We start from the raw sequence: 23817 nt of genomic DNA, 5'->3' as shown, positions 1-23817 counted from the left end.
GTCAGGGCTACCGACACCGGACCGGACCTGCACCCGAGGGAAGATGCGGGTCCGACCGGACCTGGCGCGTCGGTCAGGAGTGGCCCAGCGCCCAGTTCAGTGCGTGGTCGGCGATCTCCTCCCAGCCGTGTTGGGGGGCATCAGGTGGGACCGGCCCGGAATCTCGACGAGCTCGGTGACTGTGTTCGACGTGTGGTGCTTGGCGTTGGAGCGCTGGATCCTCGGCGGCCTGAGGTGGTCGTGCTCACCCGCGACGAACAGCAGGGGCGCTCGGCTCTCGTTGTGGTGATCGACGTACGTGTCGGCGTGGCGGGGTGGACGTTGGCCAAGGAGGATCTGGGTGAAGACACCGCCGGCGGAGCGGCCCACGATGATCGGCTGAGTGCCGAGCTCGTCGATGAGCTTCTCCAGCGACGTGATGATCGCGGGAACGGACAGCTCCTCGATGGGGGCCGGGTCGGCGTTGAGCGCCTCGTCCTCCGCCTCGAAGCCGGGGTGGGCGGGGGCCACCACGCGGAAGCCCTTTGCCTGGTAGCAGGCATCCACCGTTCCCAGCTGCGGGGCGTGGCGGGCATGTGGCAGGGGTGCGCATGGGCCAAGGCCGACCGGCAGGGGCAGCCCGGTTGCCGAGCCTCGGCGGTCCGCTGATCCGCACGCCACCATGCAGCACCGTAGGGATCAGCGTCCCACCGCACGCCGCCTGAGCGATCCACGCGCCAGGCGGTCTTAGTTCCGCTTTAGGCGGCGACCTTAGCGTCCGGAATCGGTAACGCGAAAGGAGTCCGCCATGAGCGACCGCACGGTGCGTGTCCTGTCGGTGGGGTCGGCGCTGCCGGGGCCACCGATCGACACCGCCGCCCTGGCCGCACGCTTCGGAATGGACCAGCTCTGGGAGCAGTGGGTCGACACCTTCATCGGGACCAGGACCCGGCACCTGGCCATCGACCTGGCCACCGGCCGGCCGGGGCAGTCCCTCGCGGATCTGGGTGAGATCGCCGCCGCGAGAGCCCTGGCCGGGGCCGGGCTCTCCGCCGGGGACATCGATGTGGTGGTGCTCGGCACCGCGACCCCCGACACTCTGATGCCGGCAACGGTCAATGTGATCGCCGACCGGCTCAGAATCGACGGCATCCCGACGTTCCAGCTCCAGTCCGGCTGCTCGGGCGCCGTGCAGACCATCGATGTCGCGTCCTCGCTGCTCGCCACCGGACGCTACAGGACCGCCCTGGTCATCGGCGGTGACGTGATCGCCAAACACTACGACGTCACCGCCGACCTGAAGTCCCTGCCACCGGAGGAGCTGGTGAACTACCTGCTGTTCGGTGACGGAGCGGGAGCCGCCGTACTGACCACCGAGGAGCGGCCCGGCGTCCCCGAGATCCGCGCGGTGCTGACCCGGCTGTCGGGCCTGGACCGGCAGCCCGGGCAGATCCTGCACTGGTACGGGATCGCGGACCGTCACTCGGGGCGTGCACCGGCCCAGGAGGACTACAAGGCCATCGAGGAGCACGTTCCCGAACTCGCCGAGGAGGTCGTGCAGGAACTGTTGGACGATCTCGGCTGGGCGCGGGACGAGGTGGACCATCTGCTGCCGCCGCAGCTCTCCGTCACCATGACCGAGAAGATCGTCAAGCGGCTCGACCTGCCGCTCGCGCAGGAGATCACCCTCGTCGGGGAGACCGGGAACAACGGCAACGCCCTCCTCTTCCTCCAGTTGGAGAAGCTCCTCACCCGGATGACCGGGCCGTCGCGGGCCATCGCGGTCGCCATCGAGTCGAGCAAGTGGACCAAGGCGGGCCTCGCACTCGAACTGGCCGGGGGTGCCTGACATGAGCGACGTCCTGACGCGCGACGAGTTCACGGAGCTGGTCCGGGACCAGACCGGCATCGAACTCGCCGAGAGCGATCTGCACCGCGCGCTCGACCAACTGGCCGGCTGGGACTCCGTACAACTGCTGGGACTGCTGGTGGCACTGGAGAAACACGTCGGGCGGCAGCTGTCCCTGCCCGACTTCCTGGACGCCGGTGATCTGGGGTCCCTCTACGAAATGGTGATCCGTTGACCAGCCGTCCGTTTCCCACCCAGCGCAGACACACCCTGTTCTTCCTCGACCAGACGAGGGACTTCGCGCCCGTCCACCTGGACACCGAGGTCGACGCCACCGCCCTGGTCGCGGCACGGCGCGCCGCCCGCGACGAGGGCCTGCGGAGCTCGGTCGTCTCGTACGTCGTGCACGCGGCGGCAGGTGTCCTGGCGAAGCATCCGGAGGCCAACGCGGCGATCCACGGACGGCTCGATCCGACGATCGCCACCTTCGACACCGTGAGCGCCAAGGTCACCCTCGACCGGGTGCTCGACGGACAGCGGGTGGTTCTCGCGACCGTGATCCCGGACCTGGAACACTCGGGCCTGGCCGACATCCAGGAGCACCTGGACCGGGTGGCCGCCCAGGACCCCGACACCGCCGAGGAGTTCGCCGGGATCAGGGCGCTGCGTCAACTGCCCTTCAAGGAAGCCCTCGACCGGTTCCGCGCCGCGGCCGGCATCCTCGACCGTCGGCCGGAGATCACCGGCACGTTCAGCGTCACCTCGCTCGGCCACCGGGCCGTGGACGGCTTCCACTCCGTCGGAGGAACCACCGTCACCCTCGGCGTCGGCCGGATCGCCGATCGGCCCGTGGTCCGCGACGGCGCCCTCGCCGTGGCCCCGGTGCTGCGACTCTCCCTCACCTTCGACCACCGGGTGATCGACGGCGCCGAAGCGGCCGACGTCCTCACCGAGATCAAGGACGCACTGGAGGCGGTTCCCGCATGAGCGACATCCGGCAGCACCGACGGCCCGGCCCGGCCGTGCCCGGCGCGGAAGGAAACGATCTCGCCGAACTGAAACAGTTCGTGGTGGCCCACGCGATATCCCAGGAACTGCCCGCCGACCACTACGCCGGCCTGCTCGATCGCATCACCACCGACACCGGGGAAGGGCCCGGATCCTGGGCCCACGAGTGGGTCCGGGCGGGGGAGGAGCGCGAGGCGGCCGGGGACGTCCTCGCCGCCGGACAGCTCTACACCATGGGCAGGTTCCCGTACGTCGACGGCCCCGGCCGTGCCCACTCCCTGGAGCGGAGCGTGGACGCCTTCGACCGGTGGAGGCGCGCCTCACCGACCGGCATCGAGCCGGAGACCGTGCTCGTCGACGGCGTACCGGTACGGATCTGGACCGCCGGGCTCGACGCCGCGAACCCGAGGCCGCTCCTGGTGATGACGGGCGGCATCGTCAGTACCAAGGAGCAGTGGGGACCGGTACTGCCCCAGATCGTGGCGCTTGGTCTCGCCGGTGTCGTCGCAGAGCTCCCCGGCGTGGGCGAGAACCCCCTGGCGTACGGCCCGGACAGCCACAGGTTGTTCCCCGCCGTCCTCGACGCGGTCTCGGGCCGCGCGGACGTCTCCCGGAGCTATCTGCTGGCCCTCAGCTTCAGCGGCCACCTCGCCGTCCGAGCCGCCCTGACCGACCCCCGTATCCGGGGCATCGTCGGCAACGGTCTGCCCGTGCACGACTTCTTCACCGACGCCGAGTGGCAGCAGAAGGTCCCCAGGATCACCCGGGACACGCTCGCCCACCTGGTGGGAGTGCCCGCCGGTGAGGTCTGGGAGCGGATACGGGACTGGGGCCTCAGCGACGCGGAACTCCGCTCACTGTCCGTGCCGTTGGCCGTGGTCACGGCCCGGCGTGACGAGATCATCCCGCCGCGGGACGCCGAAAGGCTGGAGAAGAACGTGGCCGATCTGCGGCGGCTGGCACACGACGACGTGCACGGGGCGCCGGCGCACCTCGCCGAGACCCGGCTGTGGAGCCTGCTCGCCGTCCAGCTGATGCGCCCGGACGCCGACCCGGGCGTCACCGAACGTCTCGCGGGTGCCCTCGATGCCGCACGCGCGGTGGCGGCCCGATGAGCGGCACAGAGACCGCACGACAGACAACCGCACCGGGGCGGGTGAGCGCGGCCGGTGACTGGCTCAGGGAGTACGCGTCCGCCGACACCGACGCCCCCAGCCTCGTGGTACTGCCGCACGCGGGGGGTTCGGCCGCCTTCTTCGGGCCGCTGGCGCGCGCCCTCGCCCCCGACGTACGGGTCCTCGTCGTGCAGTACCCCGGCCGGCTGGAGCGACGCCGGCACCGGGCCGTCGAGGACATCAGGGAACTCGCCCGGCACACCGCCGACGCCGTCGCCGCGCGTACCGGCGGCGGACCCGTCGCGTACTTCGGGCACAGCATGGGTGCGCTGGTCGCCTACGAAGCCGCGCTGCTCGGCGAGCAGGGCCTCGGTCCGCGTCCCCGGGCGCTGTTCGTCTCCGCCGGTCGGGCTCCGGTGCTCACGCACGTCGACCCCGCCGTGCTGCGCGACGACGAGTCCCTCATCGAACAGGTGCTGTGGCTGGGCGGGACGTCGAAGGCCGTCCTGGACGAGCCCGACATGCGGGAACTGGTCCTGCCGGCGCTGTGGGCGGACTACCGGGCGCTGACGGCGTACGCCCCCGACCACGGTGCACGGGTCGACTGCCCGGTGACGGCGCTGATCGGGGACCGCGATCCGCTGGTGCCGGTCGAGGACGCGGCCCGCTGGCGGGACCACACCACGGGCCCCTTCCAGCTCCAGGTGCTGCCGGGCGACCACTTCTACCTGACGCCGCGGCTGGTGCACGTGGCGGACACCGTACGCACGGTGCTCACCGAACTGTTCTGAACGAGAGTGAGGCGTGAGTTGAGCGGCAACGACACAGCGGCCGGCCAGGACATCGGCACCACGGCACCCGCGCAGGCCGCGGACCGGCAACCGGTGGCCGTGATCGGCCTGGCCTGCAGGCTGCCCGGAGCGTCGGGCCCCGATGCGCTGTGGCAGCTGCTCGGCGGGGGGCGCCGGGCCGTCCGGGAGGTCCCACGGGAGAGGGCGGGCGCGGCGCCCGACCGGCTCTCCGGGAGCCATCCGGGCCTCGGCTACGGCGGCTACCTCGACTCGATCGACACCTTCGACGCGGAGTTCTTCGGGGTCTCCCCGCGGGAGGCCGCGGCGATGGACCCGCAGCAGCGGCTGATCCTCGAGCTGAGCTGGGAGGCCCTGGAGCACGCGGGCGTGGTCCCCGGCGCCCTGCGCGCCACGCGCACCGGGGTGTTCATCGGCTCCCTCGCAGACGAGTACGCCTCCCTGTCCCGTCCGGACGCCCTCGGCCGGCACACGCTGACCGGGACCACCCGCGGCATCATCGCCAACCGGGTGTCGTACACCCTCGGTCTGCGCGGCCCCAGCATCGCCGTCGACAGCGCGCAGTCCTCGTCCTTGGTCGCGGTGCACCTGGCCTGCGAGAGCCTGTGGCGCGGGGAATCCCGGCTCGCCCTCGCGGGCGGCGTCAACCTGATCGTCGCACCCGAGTCCACCGCCGCCGTGGCCCGGTTCGGGGGCCTGTCGCCCGACGGGCACTGCTACACCTTCGACCGCCGCGCCAACGGCTACGTGCGGGGCGAGGGAGCGGGTCTCGTCCTGCTCAAACCCCTCGACCAGGCGCTGGCGGACGGCGACCGGGTGCACGCGGTGATCCTGGGCAGCGCGGTCAACAACGACGGGGCCACCGACGGGCTGACCGTCCCCAGCAGCCGGGCCCAGGCAGAGGTGGTCCGGCTGGCCTGCGACGCGGCCGGAGTGGCTCCGGAGGACCTCCAGTACGTCGAACTTCACGGGACGGGGACGCCGGTGGGCGACCCTCTGGAAGCCGAGGGACTGGGGCTGGCCCGCGGCCTCGGCCGGGACGGTCGTGCGGACGCGACCGGCGGGGTGGATGGGCGGGACGGCCCGCCGGTTCTCGAAGTCGGCTCCGTCAAGCCCCAGGTGGGCCACCTGGAAGGCGCTGCGGGAATCACCGGCCTGCTGAAGACGGTGCTGGGGGTGGCGCACCGGGAACTGCCCGCGACCCTCGACCACGCCGAACCCAATCCCCGGATCGACCTGGCCGGGCTGCGACTGGCGGTGCGCACCGCACACGGACCCTGGCCGAGGCCCGCGGAGCGGCTCGTGGCGGGTGTCAGCTCCTTCGGTATGGGCGGCACCAACTGCCACATCGTGGTCGCCGAGGCGCCTGCGGCCGAGGTGCCCGTGGCCGGGGCGCCCGTGAGCGAGGCGCCTGTGACCGGGGCGCCTGCGGACGAAGCGCCCGTGACCGGGGCGCCTGTGGCTCACAGCGACGACCCGGCGATCGGCAGGCTGCCGCTCCTGCTCAGCGCCCGTACCGACGGGGCCCTGCGCGATCAGGCTGCCGCGGTCGGCGCGCTCGTGGCCCGTAACGGTGCGGTGCCGCCCGGCCTCACCCGCTCGCTGGCCACGACCAGAACGGCTTTCGCCCGGCGGGCGGCCGTCACCGGTGACGTGCTCGCCGGTCTCGACGCCCTCGCCGCGGGTCGTCCGGCACCCGGTGCACTGACCGGCGGGGCGACGGACGCCCCGCTCGCAGTCCTGTTCCCCGGCCAGGGCAGCCAGCGCAACGGCATGGGGCGCCGCGCATACGAACGACACCCCGCTTGGCGCGTCGCGTTCGACGAGGTGGCTGAGGCACTCGACGGACTGCTGCCGCGCCCCTTGACGGACATCCTGTGGGCGGCTCCGGGCAGCGCCGACGCGGAGTTGCTGAACCGGACCCTGTACACCCAGCCCGCCCTGTTCGCCGTCGAGGTCGCGACCTACCGGCTGTACGCGTCGTTCGGCCTGCGGGCCGGATTCGTCGCCGGGCACTCCATCGGAGAAGTGGCCGCTGCCCACGTCGCGGAGATCCTCGACCTCCAGGACGCGGCCAGGCTGATCACCGCGCGCGGCCGGCTGATGGAAGGGCTCCCCGATGGGGGCGCGATGCTCGCCGTGGCCGCGCCGGAGACGGAGGCCGCAGCACTGCTGGAGGGCCTCGGAGGACAGGCGGCCCTCGCGGCGGTCAACGGGCCCGCCTCGGTGGTGGTCTCCGGTGCGGCCGACGTGCTGGACGCGCTGGCGGCCCGCGCTGCCGAACAGGGTCTGCGGACCCGGGCGCTGCGGGTCAGCCACGCCTTCCACTCGCCGCTGATGGACCCGATGCTCGAGGAGTTCCGCGGCGTACTCGCTTCCCTCACCTTCGGCCGGGCGGCGATCCCCTTCGTCTCGACGGTGACCGGGAAGGTGGTCACCACCACCGACGCCACCTACTGGACCGAACACGCCCGGTCCCCGGTCCGGTTCGCCGATGCCTTCCTGCGGCTGCGCGACCTCGGCGCCGGTGTCTTCGCCGAGGCCGGTCCCGGCCGCACCCTCAGTGGCCTCGGCCGCGAACTGAGCGGCAGGGCGGCCGCCCATGTGCCGCTGCTCGGTACGGACGACGACGTCGACCGTGCGGTGGGCGGGCTGTTCACCGCGGGGCAGCCTCTGGACATGGACCAGGTGTTCCCGGTCGACGGGCCACGGGTCGACCTGCCCACCTATCCCTTCCAACGGGAGCGCTACTGGCTGGACCAGATCGAGGACTCCCGGACCGACTCCGCAGACGCGCCACGGACGGACACCACCGTCCGCACCGTGCCCGGACCGGCCGCGGGCCTGGACGGCCGTGCCGCCGCGGATCCCACCCAGCGGTTCCGGGCCGAGGACACCGCGGCCGACGCCGAGGTCGAACGCCGGGTCCTGGACGCCCTCGCCACCGTGCTCGGCCACAGCGACCCTGCCCGTATCGACACCGGGGCGGGGTTCAAGGACCTGGGCATCGACTCTCTGGGCCTGGTCGAGCTGAGCGACCTGTTGCAGGAGGGGCTGGCGACCGAGCTTCCGGCAGCCGAGCTCTACAGCCATCCGACCGCCACCGCGCTGATCGCCCATCTGCGCGGCATTCTCCCCGCCGACGCCGACGCCGACGCCGACGCCGACGCCGACGCCGACGCCGACGCCGACGCCGACGCCGACGCCGACGCCGACGCCGACGCCGACGCCGAGCCCGCCCCCGGGACAGCCGCCCTCGGGACAGCCGTCCCCGGGGCAGCCGCCGCCCCGACCGCAGATCCCGTCGTGATCGTCGGCATGGCGTGCCGCTACCCCGGCGGTGTGTCATCCCCGGACGACCTCTGGCGCCTCGTCGCCGAGGGGACCGACGCGATCACCGAATTCCCCGACGACCGGGGCTGGGACCTCACGGAGCTGTTCGCCGACGCCCCCGACCGCCCGGGAACCTCCGCCACCCGGCACGGCGGATTCCTCGGTGGCGCGGCCGAGTTCGACGCCGAGTTCTTCGGGATAAGCCCCCGGGAGGCCCTGGCGATCGACCCCCAGCAGCGGCTGCTGCTCCAGACCGCCTGGGAGGCACTGGAGCGCACGGGCCGCGATCCGCGGTCCTTCAAGGACACCGACACAGGGGTGTTCATCGGCGCGACCGCGTCCGACTACGCCCCCCGGCTCCACGAGGGTGACGGGTCCTCCGACGGATACCTGCTCACCGGCTCCACCATCAGCGTGGCCTCGGGACGGATCTCGTACGTCCTCGGCCTGCGCGGCCCCGCGCTCACCGTGGACACCGCATGCTCATCGTCCCTGGTCGCGCTCGATCTCGCGGTGCGGGCCGTGCGGGCCGGCGAATGCTCCATGGCCCTGGCCGGCGGAGCAGCCGTGATGGCCTCACCCGGAATGTTCGTGGAGTTCTCCCGCCAGCACGGCCTCTCCGAGGACGGACGCTGCCGTGCCTTCGGGGCCGGTGCATCCGGCACCGGTTGGGCGGAGGGCGTGGGCACGGTCGTCGTCGAACGGCTTTCCGCCGCCCGCCGGAACGGCCACCGGGTGCTCGCCGTCGTCGAGGGCACCGCGGTCAACCAGGACGGGGCGAGCAACGGTCTGACCGCCCCCAACGGCCGCGCGCAGGAAGAGGTCATCGCCCGTGCGCTGGCCGACGCCGGACTCGCCCCGCACCAGGTGGACGCTGTCGAGGCGCACGGCACCGGCACCCGGCTGGGGGACCCGATCGAGGCTCGCGCCCTGGCCGCCGTCTACGGGCGGGGCCGGACCACGCCGCTGCTCCTCGGCTCCCTCAAGTCCAACATCGGGCACAGCCAGGCCGCCGCAGGCATCGGTGGTGTGATCAAGACCGTGCTTGCGCTGAACGCGGCGGTGCTCCCGGCGACCCTGCACGCCGACGAGCCGTCCCCGCAGATGGCCTGGGAGGGGTCGGGGCTGCGCCTGCTCACCGAAGCCACCCCGTGGCCCGCGCACGAGGGACCCCGCAGGGCGGGTGTCTCCTCGTTCGGGATCAGCGGCACCAACGCCCATGTGATCCTTGCCCAGCCCCCCGAACCGCCCGCTGTCCCCGCCGTCGGCGACGCTCCCGCCACCGAGGTCCCGTCCCGGCCCGTCCTGGTGTACGGCAACGGGCCCGAGGCCCTGCGCCGACAGGCGGGGACACTCGCCGCACATCTGCGAGACCGCCCGGAACTCGGTGCCGGCTCCCTCGCCGCGCAGCTGGCCGCCCGCACTCCCCTCAGCCACGGCGCCGCCGTACTCACCGACGACCCCGCCACACTGCGCGAGGCGTTGGCCGAACTGTCGGAGGGCGGTGTGCACCGGGCGGTCCACACCGGCGAACGGACAGCGGGGCGTACCGTCTTCGTCTTCCCCGGCCAAGGCTCCCAGTGGGACGGGATGGCGCGTGAACTCCTCGACGGGAGCGAGGTGTTCCGATCCTCCGTCGAGGCCTGCGCCGAGGCGTTCGCCCCCTTCACCGACTGGGACCTGAGGGCAGTGCTGCGCGGCGAGCCGGGCGCGCCCCCGCTGGAGCGGGTCGACGTGGTCCAGCCGGTGCTGTTCGCCATGATGGTCTCGCTGGCCGCCCTGTGGGAGGCGGCGGGCGTCCGGGCGGACGCGGTGGTGGGTCACTCCCAGGGAGAGATCGCCGCCGCCCACATCGCGGGGGCGCTGTCGCTGTCCGACGCGGCCCGCATCGTCACGCTGCGCAGCCGGGCGCTGGTGCGGATCGCGGGTGACAGCGGGATGGTCTCCGTGGCCCTCGGCGCCGAAGCTGTCGCCCCGCTCCTGGAGCACCACCCCGGGGATCTGGAGATCGCCGTACGCAACGGCCCCAGGTCCACGGTGGTCGCCGGGCGCACCGCCGCCCTCGACGATCTGCTCGCCCGGTGCGAGCAAGAGGGCGTACGTGCCCGGCGCGTGCCGGTCGACTACGCCTCGCACACCCGCTTCGTGGATCCGCTGCACGGGCACCTGATGGAGCTGGGTGCTCCGCTGGAGCCCGGCCGGGCGACCACCGCCTACTACTCGGCCGTCACCGGCGGCCGTATCGACGACACCTCCGCGCTGGACGCCGGCTACTGGTACCGCAACCTGCGTGAGACCGTGCGCTTCGAGGAGACGGTGCACAGCCTGATCGACAGCGGCCACCGGCGGTTCGTCGAGATCAGCCCGCATCCCGTGCTGACCTACGCCGTCGAGGAGATCCTCGGTGACCGGGGCGTCAGCGGCTTCACCGGCGGCACCCTGCGGCGCGAGGAAGGCGGACTGCCCGCCCTGCGCCGGGCACTGGCCCTGGCGGACCTCGGCGGGGTGCCGGTCAGCTGGCCCGCCCCGCCCCTGCCGGTCACCGACCCGCACGAACTGCCCACCTACACCTTCGCCCCGCACCGGTACTGGCTCACCACCACCGGCGGTGGCGCGCAGGCATCCCGGCTCGGTCTCGCCACGGCCGGGCATCCCCTGCTGAGCGCCCGGATCGCTCTGGCCGACGGTGGCCTGGCTCTGACCGGCCGCATCGACCCCCGCAGCCACCCCTGGCTGCTCGACCACAGCGTCCTCGGCAGGGCGATCCTGCCCGGCACCGGCTTCGCCGAACTCGCCCTGCACGCGGCCCGGCTGACCGGTGAAGCCGAGGTCGCGGCGCTGACGGTCCTGGCCCCCCTGCCGCTGGCCGGCGAACAGCCGCTCCAGCTCCAGGTACTGATCGGCGCGCCCGACGACGACGGCCGCCGCGATCTGGGCATCCACGCCCGCACCGCCGACGACCAGCCGTGGACCCGCTATGCCTCGGCGACGCTGGGCCCGCGCACCGACCCGCTCCCGGCCGCCGTGCTGGTGCCCGCCACCGCCACGCCGGTGGAACTCGACGACGTCTACACCGCCCTCTACCGACTGGGCTACGACTACGGGCCCGCCTTCCAGGGCCTCGTGGCGGCTCACCGCCTCGGGGACACCCTCTACGCGGAGATCGCGGCCGGACGGGATCTCGCCGCACCGGGACGCGACGACTTCACCGTCCATCCCGCTCTGCTCGACGCCGCCCTGCATCCTGTGGTCGCCGGACTCACCGGCCGGCGCGAGCCCGACCCCGAACAGCCTCTACTGCCCTTCGCCCTCGAACAGATACAACTGTTCGGCCCGGCCGCCGGGGCCGGAAGCCTTCGGGTCAGGATCCGCGAACTCGCCGACGATCGCTATGAGTTCGTCATGGCCGACGAGGGTGGACAGCCACTCGTCCGGATCGCCTCCCTCGCCTTCCGCCCCGTACGACGCGAGGAACTCGCACCGCTCCACGGCCGGCCGGACGCCCACCGGGTCGATTGGCGGCCGGTCGCGGTTCCCACCGTGCAGGCCGGCTCACATGCCCTCCTCGCCGGGTACGGGGACACCGCCCTGGTCACCGGCGCAGGCGCGGCCCTCGCCGGACCCGACGAGCTGATCGCAGCGGCAATCGCATCGGGAACGGCACCCGAAACGGTGCTCGTCCCCTTCGGGCCGGCGGACGGGACGGACACCGCCGAGGCGGCCCACCACGTATCCGCCGCACTGCTGGTCCTGCTCCAGCGATGGCTGGCCGAACCCGTGCTCGCCGACAGCCGACTGCTCGCCGTGCTCGGGGCGGGTGACCTCGCGGTGGCTCCGCTGCGCGGACTGCTGCGCACGGCAGCCGCCGAACATCCCGGTCGCTTCGCGCTCGTGGACACCGACGCCCCCGCTCCGGCCGCCCTGCTGGCCGCCCCCTACACAGAACCCGAGGTCTCCGTCCGGAGCGGCGTCCCCCACGTGCCCCGGATCACCGGACTCCGTCTCGCCCCGGCCGGGCGGCCCGCCACCACCGGACCCCGCACGGTGCTGATCACCGGCGGCACCGGCGCCCTGGGCGCCCTCGTCGCGCAGCGGCTTGCCGAGCAGTCGCCGTCGCCGCACCTGCTGCTCGTCAGCCGGTCGGGTCCTGACGCTCCCGGCGCGGCACCACTCGCCGCCCGGCTGCGTGAGCAAGGTGCCGAGGTGACCATCGAGAGCTGCGACGTCACCGACCGCCCGGCGCTGGCCGCGCTGCTCGACCGGATCCCGCCGGACCGGCCGCTGCGGTCCGTCGTGCACACCGCCGGGCTGCTCGCCGACGCGACCGTGCAGGACATGACGTCCGAGCAGCTGCACACGGCGCTGCGGCCGAAGGTGGACGCCGCCTGGCTGCTGCACGAACTGACCCTCGATCAGGAGCTGGACTCCTTCGTCCTCTTCTCGTCCGCCGTCGCCACCTACGGCGTGCCCGGGCAGGGCAACTACGCAGCGGGCAACACCTTCCTGGACGCCCTCGCCGCTCACCGGCGTGAACGGGGGCTGCCCGCGACCTCCGTGGCCTGGGGGCTGTGGGAGGAGTCCGGCGCCATGACCGGGCACCTGGACGAACGTGACCGGGCGCGACTGGCCCGGTACGGCATCGGCGCCGTAACCGCCGAAGCGGGCCTGGACGCCCTGGAACGCGTGACCGAGGCGCACACCGTCCTCTCGCCGCTCGACGAGGGCGCGCTGCGCGAGGAAGCCGCGGCCGGACGCCTGCCCGCGCTGCTGTCCGGCCTGGTCGCGGTGCCCGAAGCCGCGCGTCGCGGCGCCGGCACGGGCGGAGCCTGGGCCCGGCGCATCGCCGCCCGGCCGCCGCAGGAGAGGCTCCGCACCCTCGTGGCACTGCTGCGGGAGCAGGCGGCCCAAGTGCTCGGACACGACGGGACGGATGGCATCGACGCCGCACGGGCCTTCAAGGAACTCGGCTTCGACTCGCTGACCAGTGTGGAGCTCCGCAACCGGCTGACCGCCCTGACCAGGCTCCCGTTGCCCGCGACGATCGTCTTCGAGCACCCGACGGTCGGCAGCCTCGCCGCCCACCTGCTGGAGGCGTTCGAGTACCAGGCGGCCCCGGCCGCCGCCGCGCCCGTCACCGAGCGCGCCGACGCCGACGACCCCGTGGTCATCGTCGGGATGGGCTGCCGCTTCCCCGGTGGAGTCACCTCGCCCGACGAACTGTGGCAACTGGTTGCCGACGGCGTCGACGCGACCGGTGACTTCCCCACCGACCGGGGCTGGGACCTGGAGGCCCTGTACGACCCCGACCCCGATCACAAGGGGACCACCTACACCAGGCGCGGTGGATTCCTGCGCGAGGCCGCCGAGTTCGACGCGGACTTCTTCGGGATGAGCCCGCGTGAGTCCCTTGCCACCGACCCTCAGCAACGACTGCTGCTCCAGATCACCTGGGAGGCGCTGGAGCGCGCCGGCATCGACCCGCACTCCCTGAAGGACTCCGACACGGGCGTCTTCATCGGCGCCATGTACGACGACTACGCGGCCCGGCTGCACAGCTCTCCCGAGGAGGTCGAAGGGCTGCTGCTGGCGGGCAATCAGTCCAGTGTGGCCTCGGGGCGGATCTCCTACGTCCTCGGCCTGCGCGGCCCCGCCCTTACCGTGGACACCGCCTGCTCCTCGTCCCTCGTCGCCCTCGACCTCGCCGTACGCGCTGTGCGGTCCGGTGAGTGCGCGACGGCCCTGGCGGGCGGAGTGGCCGTCATGGCGTCCCCGGCGACCTTCGTGGAGTTCTCCCGTCAGCGCGGACTCTCCGCCGACGGACGCTGCAAGGCTTTCGGGGACGGGGCGGACGGCACCGGCTGGTCGGAAGGCGCGGGCATCCTGGTCGTCGAGCGGCTGTCGCGCGCCCGGAACCTCGGCCACCGGGTCGTCGCCGTCGTGGCGGGTACGGCCGTCAACCAGGACGGGGCGAGCAACGGCCTGACCGCCCCCAACGGCCGTGCGCAGGAGGAGGTCATCGCGCGCGCCCTCGCCGACGCGGGACTCGCTCCGCACGAGGTGGACGCGGTGGAGGGACACGGCACGGGGACCCGTCTCGGTGACCCGATCGAGGTACGCGCGCTGACGGCCGCCTACGCCCAGAACCGCACGAGCCCTCTCCTGCTCGGCTCCCTGAAGTCGAACATCGGGCACACCCAGGCCGCCGCCGGGGTCGCCGGTGTCATCAAGACCGTCATGGCGCTGCGCCACGGGGTACTGCCCCGCACCCTGCACGCCGGCACTCCCTCCGGCCACGTGTCCTGGGACGAATCCGGACTGTCTCTGCTCCAGGAGCCCACTGCCTGGCCCGAGCACGCCCGGCCGCGCAGGGCAGGCGTGTCGTCGTTCGGTATCAGCGGCACCAACAGCCACGTCATCCTCGAACAGGCCCCCGAGCCGGTGACCGGCGAGGCACCACCCCGGGCCGTACCGGCTCCCGGCGAGCCCGCCCTGCTCCTCTCCGCGAAGACCCCGACCGCGCTGCGTACCCAGGCGGCCCGGCTGCACCGCCTCCTGACCTCGGAACAGCCCCCCGCCGTCGGGGACGTCGCCCACACGCTCGCCCGCCGCTCCCGCTTCGCCCACCGGGCCGTCGCCCACGGCGGCCCCGCGCTGCTCGACGCCCTCGCGGCAGTGAGGGACGGGGGACGGCACCCCGCGGCGTTCACCGGCCGCGCCGCCTCCGAGGCCCGGCTCGCGTTCCTGTTCTCCGGGCAGGGAGCTCAGCGCGTCGGCATGGGCACCGGGCTCCTGGAGTCCTCAGCGGTCTTCGCCGCCGCGTTCGACGAGGCGGCCGCTCACATCGAGCCGCTCATCGGCACCGGTCTGCGCGCACTGCTCGCGGCGGACGCGGAGCTCCTGCGGCGCACCGAATACGCGCAGCCCGCTCTGTTCGCTCTCGGGACCGCCCTGTACCGCCTGGCCGAACACCACGGCCTGCGCCCCGACTTCCTCATCGGCCACTCCGTCGGTGAGGTCGCCGCGGCGCACGTGTCCGGCATCCTCGGCGCGGCCGACGCCGCCGCGCTCGTGGCCGCCCGGGGCCGGCTGATGGGGGCGGCCCGGCAGTCGGGCGCGATGGCGGCGTTCGCCGCGACCCCGGAGCAGGCCGGCGAGCTGCTGGCCACCTTCGACGGCGCCGTGGAACTCGCCGCCGTCAACGGACCGGAAGCCGTCGTGCTGTCCGGTGACGCCGACGCCGTCGCCGCCCTCGTGGAGCGCTGGAGAACCGAGGGGCACAAGGCCACCGCGCTCTCGGTCAGCCACGCCTTCCACTCCGCTCACATGGACGAGGTCCTCGACGCCTTCCGTGAGGAAGTGTCCGCCCTCACCTTCGCCGCACCCTCGGTGCCGGTCATCTCCACGGTCACCGGCTCACCCGTCGGCGCCGACGAGATGTCACGGCCGGAGTACTGGGTCGGGCAGATCCGGAAGCCGGTGCTCTTCCACGACGCGGTCCGCAGCGCTCTCGCGCTCGGAGTGAACGCCTTCGCGGAACTCGGCCCGGACGGTTCGCTCGCCGCACTCCTCCCTGACCGGCCGGACGCGTCCCCGGTTGTGGCCGTACCCCTGCTGCGCAAGGGACAGCCCGAGGCGGACACCGTACGCGCGGCACTGAGCAGGCTGCACATCGCGGGAACACCGCTCGACCTGACCCCTGATGCCGCACCGGGACAACTGGTCGACCTTCCCGTGTATCCATTCGAGACCCGCCGGTACTGGCTCGAGGACCCCGGTGCGGCCGATCGCGGGGCCGCGGGGGCCAGCCACGGCCTCGACGCCTCGCCCCACCCGCTGCTCACCGCGACCACGGGGCTCCCCGACGGGGGCACCCTGCACACCGGAGCGCTCTCACCGAGGCTGAACCCCTGGCTCGACGGACACCGGATCGACGGACGAGCGCTTCTGCCGGCCGCCGCCCTGCTCGAACTCGCCCTCACGGTGGCGCACGCCGACGGCCGGGCGACCATCCGTGACCTCGTCGTGCAGGCACCGCTGGAACTCGGGCCCGGTGAGACCCCGATCCAGGCGGTCGTGGGCCCGGACGGCGAACTGACCGTACGATCCGGTTCCTCCGACGGCCGATGGACGGTGCACGCCACGGCGACCCTCACCCACGAACCGGTCGCCCCCGAGCCCTACGGCGCCGTGGACATCGGCGAACCGCTGGCCCCCGACGGCCCCGATGACGCCTATCAGCGGCTGGCGGAGCACGGATACGAGTACACGGGCGCGTTCCGCTCCCTCGTCGGGGCCCGGCGCACGGACGGCGGTCTCCACGCCGAGGCCGCACTGCCCGCGTCCGACACCGCGCAGGCCTCCCGCTACGGACTGCATCCCGCGCTGCTCGACGCCGCGCTGCACGCCTTCCCTCTGAGCGCGCTGGGAGGGGGAACCCTCGTGCCGTACGCCCTGGACGGAGTGCGGCTGCACAGGGCTCACGCCTCACACGTGCGCGCCACCGTCACCGGATCCGGACCGGGCAGCCACCGCGTCGAACTGACCGACGGGGACGGGAACCCCGTGCTGACCATCGAGCGGCTTCAGCTGCGGCCCCTGTCCGCCGGCGGCGGACTGTACCGGCTGGACTGGCAGCCCGTGCGTCGCGGGCCGGGAGGCACGGGAGACGTCACCCTCGTCCGCCTGGAGCCACATCAGGACGTCCCCAGCGCGGCCGAGTTCGCACGGGCCACGATCGGTGAACACCTGGCCGCCGGAGCTCCTGACGGCCGTCTCGCCTTCGTCACCCGGCACCTGGCCGTCGCCGAGGGGGAGGAGGCCGACCCCGCCACCGCCGCTCTCTGGGGCCTCGTCAGGGCCGCCCAGTCCGAGCACCCGGGCCGCTTCGCGCTCGTGGACACCGACGACAGCGGCACCGGTGACCCGGCCCTGCTGACCGCTGCAGCCTCGTCGGGACCGCAGTCCGCCGTACGACGGGGCGAGATTCGCACACCCCGGCTCGTCACGGTGCCCGAAGCCCCCGCCTCCGCGCCGCACGCCGTCGACGGCGCCCCCGTGTGGCCGCGCAGCGCCGCCGGGGGGACCGTACTCATCACCGGCGGCACCGGTGCGGTGGGCCGCGCCACCGCGCGCCATCTGGTCGAGCGGTACGGCGTTCGCAGGCTCCTGCTGGTCTCCCGCCGCGGCGGGAACCACCCGGACGCCGAACTCGCACGCGGCGAACTGACCTCCCTCGGCGCCGAGGTGGGCATCGCGGCCTGCGACCTCACGGACCGGCGGGACGTGGCCTCGCTGCTGTCCGGCCCGGGCCGGCAGCTGTCCGCGGTGGTGCACGCCGCCGCGATCACCGAGGACTCCGTGATCGAGCAACTGTCGCCCGAGGCGTTGCGCACGGTCCTCGGCGCCAAGGCGGTCGCGGCGGAGCACCTGGACGAACTGACCCGTGACACCGAGCTGGACGCCTTCGTGCTGTACGGCTCGGTCGCGGGTGTGCTCGGCACGGCGGGTCAGAGCGGCTACAGCGCGGCCAACGCGGCGCTGGAGGCCGTGGCACACCGACGCAGGGCCGCCGGGAAGGACGCACTGACCGTGCACTGGGGCCTGTGGGACCTGGCGGACGGACTGGCCGGGGGGCTGGCCCGCCGCGACGTGGACCGGCTCGCCCGTGCGGGGATCCGGCCGCTCGCCGCGGCCGACGCCCTCGCGCTCCTCGACCGCGCGCTGCGACCGGACGGCCCGGACCTCTCCGCCGTCGTCGCGGCCAGGCTCGACCTCAGGGCGGTGAACGGCACGGCCCCTCAGGACGGGCCGGCCGGACCGCCCCGGAGGCGGACCGCGGCAGCCGCGGGGGCCACGGATCTGGCGGCGACCGTCCTGACAGCGGTGGCCGAGGTGCTCGGCCACCAGCAGCCCACCGCCGTTGACCCCGAACGCCCCTTCACCGACCTGGGCTTCGACTCGCTGACCGCGGTCGAACTGCGCAACAGGCTCGGTGAGGACCTGGGGCTCCGGCTGCCGGGCACCATCGTCTTCGACCACCCGAACCCCGGTGCGCTCACCCGCTTCCTGACGACGCTGGTCGAGCCGGCGCCGGACACGGCACCGGCGCCGGACACGGCACCTGTACCCCGGCCCGAGGAGGACGAGGACGACCCCGTGGTGATCGTCGGGATGGCCTGCCGCTTCCCCGGCGGCGTGCGGAACCCGCAGGACCTGTGGGAGCTCCTGATGTCGGGTACCGACGCCACCACGCCGTTCCCCACGGACCGCGGCTGGGACCTCGACCTGTTCGACCCGGACCCGGACCACCCGGGCACCTCGGCCACCCGACGCGGGGGGTTCCTCCACGACGCGGCCGAGTTCGACCCCGAGTTCTTCGGGATCAGCCCGCGCGAAGCGCTGGCCGTCGACCCCCAGCAGCGGCTCCTGCTGCAGACGGCCTGGGAAGCCGCGGAGAACGCCGGGATCGACCCGGCGGGCCTGCGCGGCTCGCGCAGCGGCGTGTTCGTCGGTGTCATGTACTCCGACTACGGCGCCCGCGTCCACCAGCACCGGGGCGCCGCCAAGGACCTGGAGGGCTATCTGGTCAGCGGCAGCGCGGGCAGCGTCGCGTCCGGACGGATCTCCTACACCCTCGGCCTCGAAGGCCCGGCGCTCACGGTCGACACCGCCTGCTCCTCCTCCCTGGTGGCGGTCCATCAGGCCGCCCAGGCGCTGAGGCTGGGCGAATGCACCCTGGCCCTCGCCGGCGGTGCCACGGTGATGGCGAGCCCCGCCACGTTCATCGAGTTCAGCCGCCAGCGGGGGTTGGCCCCCGACGGCCGCTGCAAGCCGTTCTCCGCCGGCGCCGACGGCACGGCCTGGGGCGAGGGTGTGGGACTGCTGGTCCTGGAGAAGCTCTCCGACGCCCGGCGCCACGGGCGCCGTGTCCTCGCCGTCGTCCGGGGCTCCGCCGTCAATCAGGACGGTGCGAGCAACGGCCTGACCGCACCCAACGGGCCCGCGCAGGAGAGGGTCATCCACAGCGCCCTGCACGCCGCCGGACTGCGACCCGGGCAGATCGACGTACTGGAGGCGCACGGCACCGGCACCAGGCTCGGCGATCCCATAGAAGCGGGCGCTGTGCTGCGCACGTACGGAAGCGGACGCGGAGCGCGTACCCCCCTGCTGATGGGCTCTCTCAAGTCCAACATCGGACACACCCAGGCCGCCGCCGGCGTGGCCGGCATCATCAAGATGGTGCTGGCCATGAACCGGGGCAAGGTGCCGGGGACCCTGCACGCCGAACGCCGCTCGGAGCACGTCGACTGGGCCGGGGGAGAGGTGGACGTACCGGTCACGCCGGCCGACTGGCCGGACGGCGAGGAGCCGCGGCGCTCCGCCGTCTCCTCCTTCGGTATCGGGGGCACCAACGCCCACATCGTCCTGGAGGAGGGCGGACCGGCGGCCCGCCCGGTCATCACCCGCGGCGAACCCGCAGGGGAGGGCGAGCAGCACGAGGAGGGCCTGCGGCCCGTGCCCTGGGTGCTCAGCGCCCGTACGGCACAAGGGCTTCGCGACCAGGCCACCCGCCTGACGCGACACCTCACCGGGCAGAGCGACGTCGCCATCCGCGATGTGGCGCTGGCGCTGGCCACCACCCGCACCGCCTTCGACCTGCGCGCGGTGGTCGTGGGCCACGACCTGGCCGAACTCCTGGCAGGCCTCGACCACGTCTCCCGGGGCACCGCGCCGGAACCCGGTACCTACCCCGTCGTGGTCACCGGTTCTCCGGTACGCGGCGGGACGGCCGTGCTCCTCACAGGTCAGGGCAGCCAGCGCACCGGCATGGGCAGCGGGCTGTACCGCGCGTTCCCCGCCTACGCCGCGGCATTCGACGCGGTCTGCGCGGAGTTCCGCCGGGCGGAGGGCATCGACGTGGCCGCAGCGATCGAGGGCGGCGTGCACCGGGACACGCCGGAGGGTGCCGAGGAGGGAGCGCCCGATCTGGACGCGACCCGCTACACCCAGGCCGCCCTGTTCACCGTGGAGGTCGCGCTGTTCCGGCTGCTGGAGAGCTGGGGGCTACGGCCGGGACTGCTCGCAGGACACTCCATCGGAGAGATCACCGCCGCGCACCTCGGCGGTGCGCTCGGCCTCCGCGAGGCCGTGGAACTGGTCGGCGTCCGAGGACGGCTGATGCAGGAACTGCCGCCCGGCGGCGCGATGCTGGCAGTCCAGGCACACACCGGGACCATCGAGGAGCTGGTCGGAGACCTGTCCGGAGTGGACATCGCCGCCGTCAACGCCCCCTCGGCGACCGTGCTGTCCGGGGACGCGGACGCGATCGACCGGATCGACGCGGTCCTGAGGACCGCCGGACGGCGCACCAGACGGCTCACCGTCAGCCACGCGTTCCACTCCGCCCGCATGGATCCGATGACGGAGCCCTTCCGGGCCGAGCTGGGCCGGCTGACGACCAGCCCCCTGAACGCCGTTCTCGTCTCCACGCTGACCGGACGGGAGACGGACCACGAACAGCTCGCCTCCGCCGCGTACTGGGCCGACCAGGTCCGTTCCACCGTGCGGTTCGCCGACGCGCTTCACCGGCTGCGGGAGCTGGGCGCCGCCCACTTCCTGGAGATCGGCCCCGACGCCTCCCTGACCGCCCTGGCGGACCAGTGCGACCTGGGCGGGAGGACCGCCGCGCTGGCCTTCCTCGACCGCAAGAAGGACGAGGTGACCGCGGTGTGGACCGCGGTCGCCCGAGCCCACACGGCGGGCGTCGAGTGGGACTGGCCGGCCCTCATCGGCGGCGGCGCCCGACCGGTGCCCCTGCCCACCTACCCCTTCCAGCAGGAGCATCTGTGGCTGCTGCCGCCCCTCGCCGAGGACGCCACCGCGCACGGCATCGGCGCGGACGACCCCGGTCTGCCACTGCTGTCGGCCTCCCTCACGGACCCCGACGGCACGCACACGGTCTACACCGGGGTGCTCTCCCACCGGCGGCAGCCGTGGCTCACCGGCCACGCGCTGTTCGGGACACCCTTGCTGCCCGCCACCTCCCTGGTCGAGCTGATCGGGGCACTCGCTGCCCGGCACGACCAGCCGGTCGTTGAGGAACTCACCCTGCACGCACCTGTGGTGGTGGAGGAGGAGACGGAGATCCAACTGAGGGTCACGGTGACCGGACCGATGGTCCGCGTCCACGGGAGGGCGGCCGGATCGGCGCCCTGGACCTTGCACGCAGAGGCCACGCTCACCGCCGAAGCCGGCACGACCGCTGCCGCGGGGACGTCCGGGCACCGCCCCCCGGAGGCGCTCCGAGTGCCGCTCGACGGGCTGTACGACACCTTGGCCCGCCGGGGATACGACTACGGCCCCGGCTTCCGTGGGCTGCGGGCCCTGTGGCGCACCGAGGACGCGCTGTACGCCGAGGCCGACACCGGACAGGCACCGGCGGCCGGGCTGCTCGACTCCGTACTCCATGGCTGGCTCGCCGCCCGCCCCGAGGACAGTCCTGGCGAAGTCCCCCGCGACGGGAGCGCCGGCAGTTCAGGAACCAGCTCCTCCGGAACGACCGGCTACGACAACGGCGCTCCCCGTCTCCTCGTCCCGTACGGCTGGTACGGAGTGCGGTTGCACACGGTCCCGGCCGGTCCGCTCCGAGCCACCATCACCACGCGGTCGAACACCTCCTTCGCGCTGGAGATCACCGACGAACAGGGAGCGCCTGTCCTGACAGCGGATGAGGTGCGGCTGCGCCCGGTCTCCACCGGCGCTCTGGCCTCCGGCCGACGGGCCCCGCTGCTGCCGCACACGCTCCTGTGGGTCCCGGAAGAGCCCCTCGACGACGGGGTCGCCGGCCGGACGGTCGCGTTGGTGACAGGCACCGCACCCGACGATCTGCCCTTCCCGGTGGTGTCGGAGCCGGACCCGGACGCGGACGTACTCGTCGTCGTCCCCGCCCACGACGACATCCGGCGCAACCTGCTCGCCGTACGGGACTTGATCACCGGCCTGCCCGAGCACAGCCACCTGACGGTCCTGACGACCGGGGCCGTCGCCGCCCTCGACACCGACGGGGTACCGGGGCTCACGCAGGCTCCGCTGTGGGGTCTCCTGCGGTCCGCGCAGCACGAACACCCGGGAAGGATCAGCATCGTCGACAGTGACGGGCACCCCGGCTCGGTCGCGCTGCTGCCCCGCGCGGTGGCCGCACGGAGGGAGCAACTGGCACTGCGCGGGGGCGAGGCGTACCGGCCCGTGCTGCGGGAGGCGGAGCCCTCGGCCGCGACACCGGCAGGCGGCCCGGCGGGCGCCCCGGCCGAGGGCGCCGAAGCGGTACCGCCCTTCGGTGGCGGAACCGTCCTGGTCACGGGCGCGGGCGGAGCCCTCGGCTCGGCTGTCGCGCGGCACCTGGTCGAGGAGCACGGCGTCAGCAGGCTGCTGCTGGTCAGCAGGCGCGGGGCCGACGATCCGGTGTTGCGCGCCCTCGCCGAGGAACTCGCGGACCGGGCGGACACCCGGACCGCCGCCTGCGACCTCGCCGAAGGCCCGGCCGTCGAGCGCCTGCTCGACGGGATCGACCGTGCGCACCCGCTGACCGCGGTCTTCCACACGGCCGGCACGCTCCAGGACGCGGTGCTCGCCAACCTCACCGCCGACCAGCTCGACCTGGTGCTGCGCCCGAAGACCGACGCCGCCGGGCATCTGCACCGGCTCACCGAGGATGTGCCGCTCTCCGCATTCGTCCTGTTCTCCTCCGTCGCAGGAGTACTCGGCAACGCGGGCCAGTCCGCCTACGCTGCGGCCAACAGCTACCTCGACGCCCTCGCCCAGCACCGCAGGGCGGCCGGTCTTGCGGGTACGTCGCTGGCCTGGGGCCTGTGGGAGAGTTCCGGGGGCAGCGGGATGGGCGCCACGCTGGACGCACCCGCCCGTGCCCGCATGGAGCGGCTCGGCATCCGTCCGCTGAGTGTCCCCGACGGACTGGCGCTGCTCGACCGGTCCCTGGAGGACTCCCGCGCCACCGGCCGCGCGCTGTTCGTCCCGGTCAGGTTCGACCGCTCGGCGGCGGGCCGGCTCCCGGAGACGACAGCCCCGGCCACGAGCCCCCAGACACCCGCAGGGACCGGCGGCGACGCCCTCCTCCCCATCGGCCGACGCGCCGCCGGACTGGCTCCGGACGCCGTACACGCCCTGCTGCACACCACCGTGACGACCGCCGTGGCGGAAGTCCTGGGCATCGCCAGGGCCGGTCAGGTACCCGAGGAACGAGGACTGTTCGACCTGGGTCTCGACTCACTCACCGCGGTCGAACTGCGCAACAGGCTCGGAGCCGAGGTGGGCGAACGACTGCCCGCCACGCTGCTGTTCGATCATCCGACCGTACGCGCGCTCACGGAACACCTGGCACGGCGGTACACGGTCGAGCAGCCCGTCTTCGACGCCCTCTCCCTCGACACCTGGGTGTCCGCGGCATCAGCCCTCGCGGACGACGACATGGGACGGGCCCGGCTCGTCCAGGCGCTCAGGACCGCACTCGGCACCCTGGACACGCCGTCCACAGGCCCCCAGGAGGCCTCCTTTGGAATGGATTCAGCCTCCGATGATGAGCTGTTCGGGCTGCTGGACCGAGAACTGAGCGACTGACGCCGCGCCACACGCCCCGGCACCCCGGCCGTGCCGGCGGCTGCCGGGCGGGCGCCCCACCGGGTACACACACACGGAGAGCGGATCACCG

Annotated in this window: 7 protein-coding genes; 6 read left to right on the top strand and 1 reads right to left on the bottom strand. The window is 73.4% G+C overall.

The genetic code is table 11. The features are described 5' to 3' along the window. Positions 1 to 96: 96 nt before the first annotated feature. Positions 97 to 513 carry an alpha/beta fold hydrolase gene (locus tag ACFUNE_RS11775; RefSeq protein ID WP_383565307.1) on the bottom strand — a complete coding sequence of 139 codons (417 nt, stop codon included), beginning with the start codon at positions 511 to 513 and terminating at the stop codon, positions 97 to 99. A 274-nt stretch (positions 514 to 787) separates the two neighbouring features. On the opposite strand from ACFUNE_RS11775, the gene ACFUNE_RS11770 reads away from it, so the two are divergent. The 6 genes from ACFUNE_RS11770 to ACFUNE_RS11745 are packed head-to-tail and all read left to right on the top strand — an operon-like array spanning position 788 to position 23726. Continuing rightward, on the top strand, positions 788 to 1828 hold the full coding sequence (locus ACFUNE_RS11770; RefSeq protein WP_383565305.1) for a 3-oxoacyl-ACP synthase III family protein: 1041 nt from the start codon (positions 788 to 790) through the stop codon (positions 1826 to 1828). Position 1829: 1 nt separating this feature from the next. Continuing rightward, positions 1830 to 2063: an acyl carrier protein gene (locus ACFUNE_RS11765; protein WP_383565303.1), complete on the top strand. Its 234-nt coding sequence runs from the start codon at positions 1830 to 1832 to the stop codon at positions 2061 to 2063. Then, complete coding sequence (locus ACFUNE_RS11760) at positions 2060 to 2815, top strand: 2-oxo acid dehydrogenase subunit E2 (protein ID WP_383565301.1); 756 nt, start codon at positions 2060 to 2062, stop codon at positions 2813 to 2815. The genes ACFUNE_RS11765 and ACFUNE_RS11760 overlap by 4 nt, the downstream gene beginning before the upstream one ends. After that, a complete protein-coding gene (locus ACFUNE_RS11755; RefSeq protein ID WP_383565299.1) occupies positions 2812 to 3951 on the top strand; it encodes an alpha/beta hydrolase in 1140 nt (379 codons plus the stop codon). The genes ACFUNE_RS11760 and ACFUNE_RS11755 overlap by 4 nt, the downstream gene beginning before the upstream one ends. After that, on the top strand, positions 3948 to 4742 hold the full coding sequence (locus ACFUNE_RS11750) for a thioesterase II family protein (RefSeq protein ID WP_383565297.1): 795 nt from the start codon (positions 3948 to 3950) through the stop codon (positions 4740 to 4742). The genes ACFUNE_RS11755 and ACFUNE_RS11750 overlap by 4 nt, the downstream gene beginning before the upstream one ends. A gap of 18 nt (positions 4743 to 4760) precedes the next feature. Next, on the top strand, positions 4761 to 23726 hold the full coding sequence (locus tag ACFUNE_RS11745; RefSeq protein WP_383565295.1) for an SDR family NAD(P)-dependent oxidoreductase: 18966 nt from the start codon (positions 4761 to 4763) through the stop codon (positions 23724 to 23726). Positions 23727 to 23817: the final 91 nt, after the last annotated feature.

This window comes from Streptomyces sp. NPDC057287, from assembly GCF_042667905.1.
Classification (GTDB): Bacteria; Actinomycetota; Actinomycetes; order Streptomycetales; family Streptomycetaceae; genus Streptomyces.
Note: the sequence above shows the minus strand (reverse complement) of the source record. Positions and strands in the feature narration are given on the sequence as shown.

Coding starts and splice junctions, on each gene's coding strand:
- ACFUNE_RS11765 (WP_383565303.1), top strand. CDS start 1,830: ATGAGCGACGTCCTGACGCGCGACGAGTTCACGGAGCTGGTCCGGGAC.
- ACFUNE_RS11770 (WP_383565305.1), top strand. CDS start 788: ATGAGCGACCGCACGGTGCGTGTCCTGTCGGTGGGGTCGGCGCTGCCG.
- ACFUNE_RS11755 (WP_383565299.1), top strand. CDS start 2,812: ATGAGCGACATCCGGCAGCACCGACGGCCCGGCCCGGCCGTGCCCGGC.
- ACFUNE_RS11750 (WP_383565297.1), top strand. CDS start 3,948: ATGAGCGGCACAGAGACCGCACGACAGACAACCGCACCGGGGCGGGTG.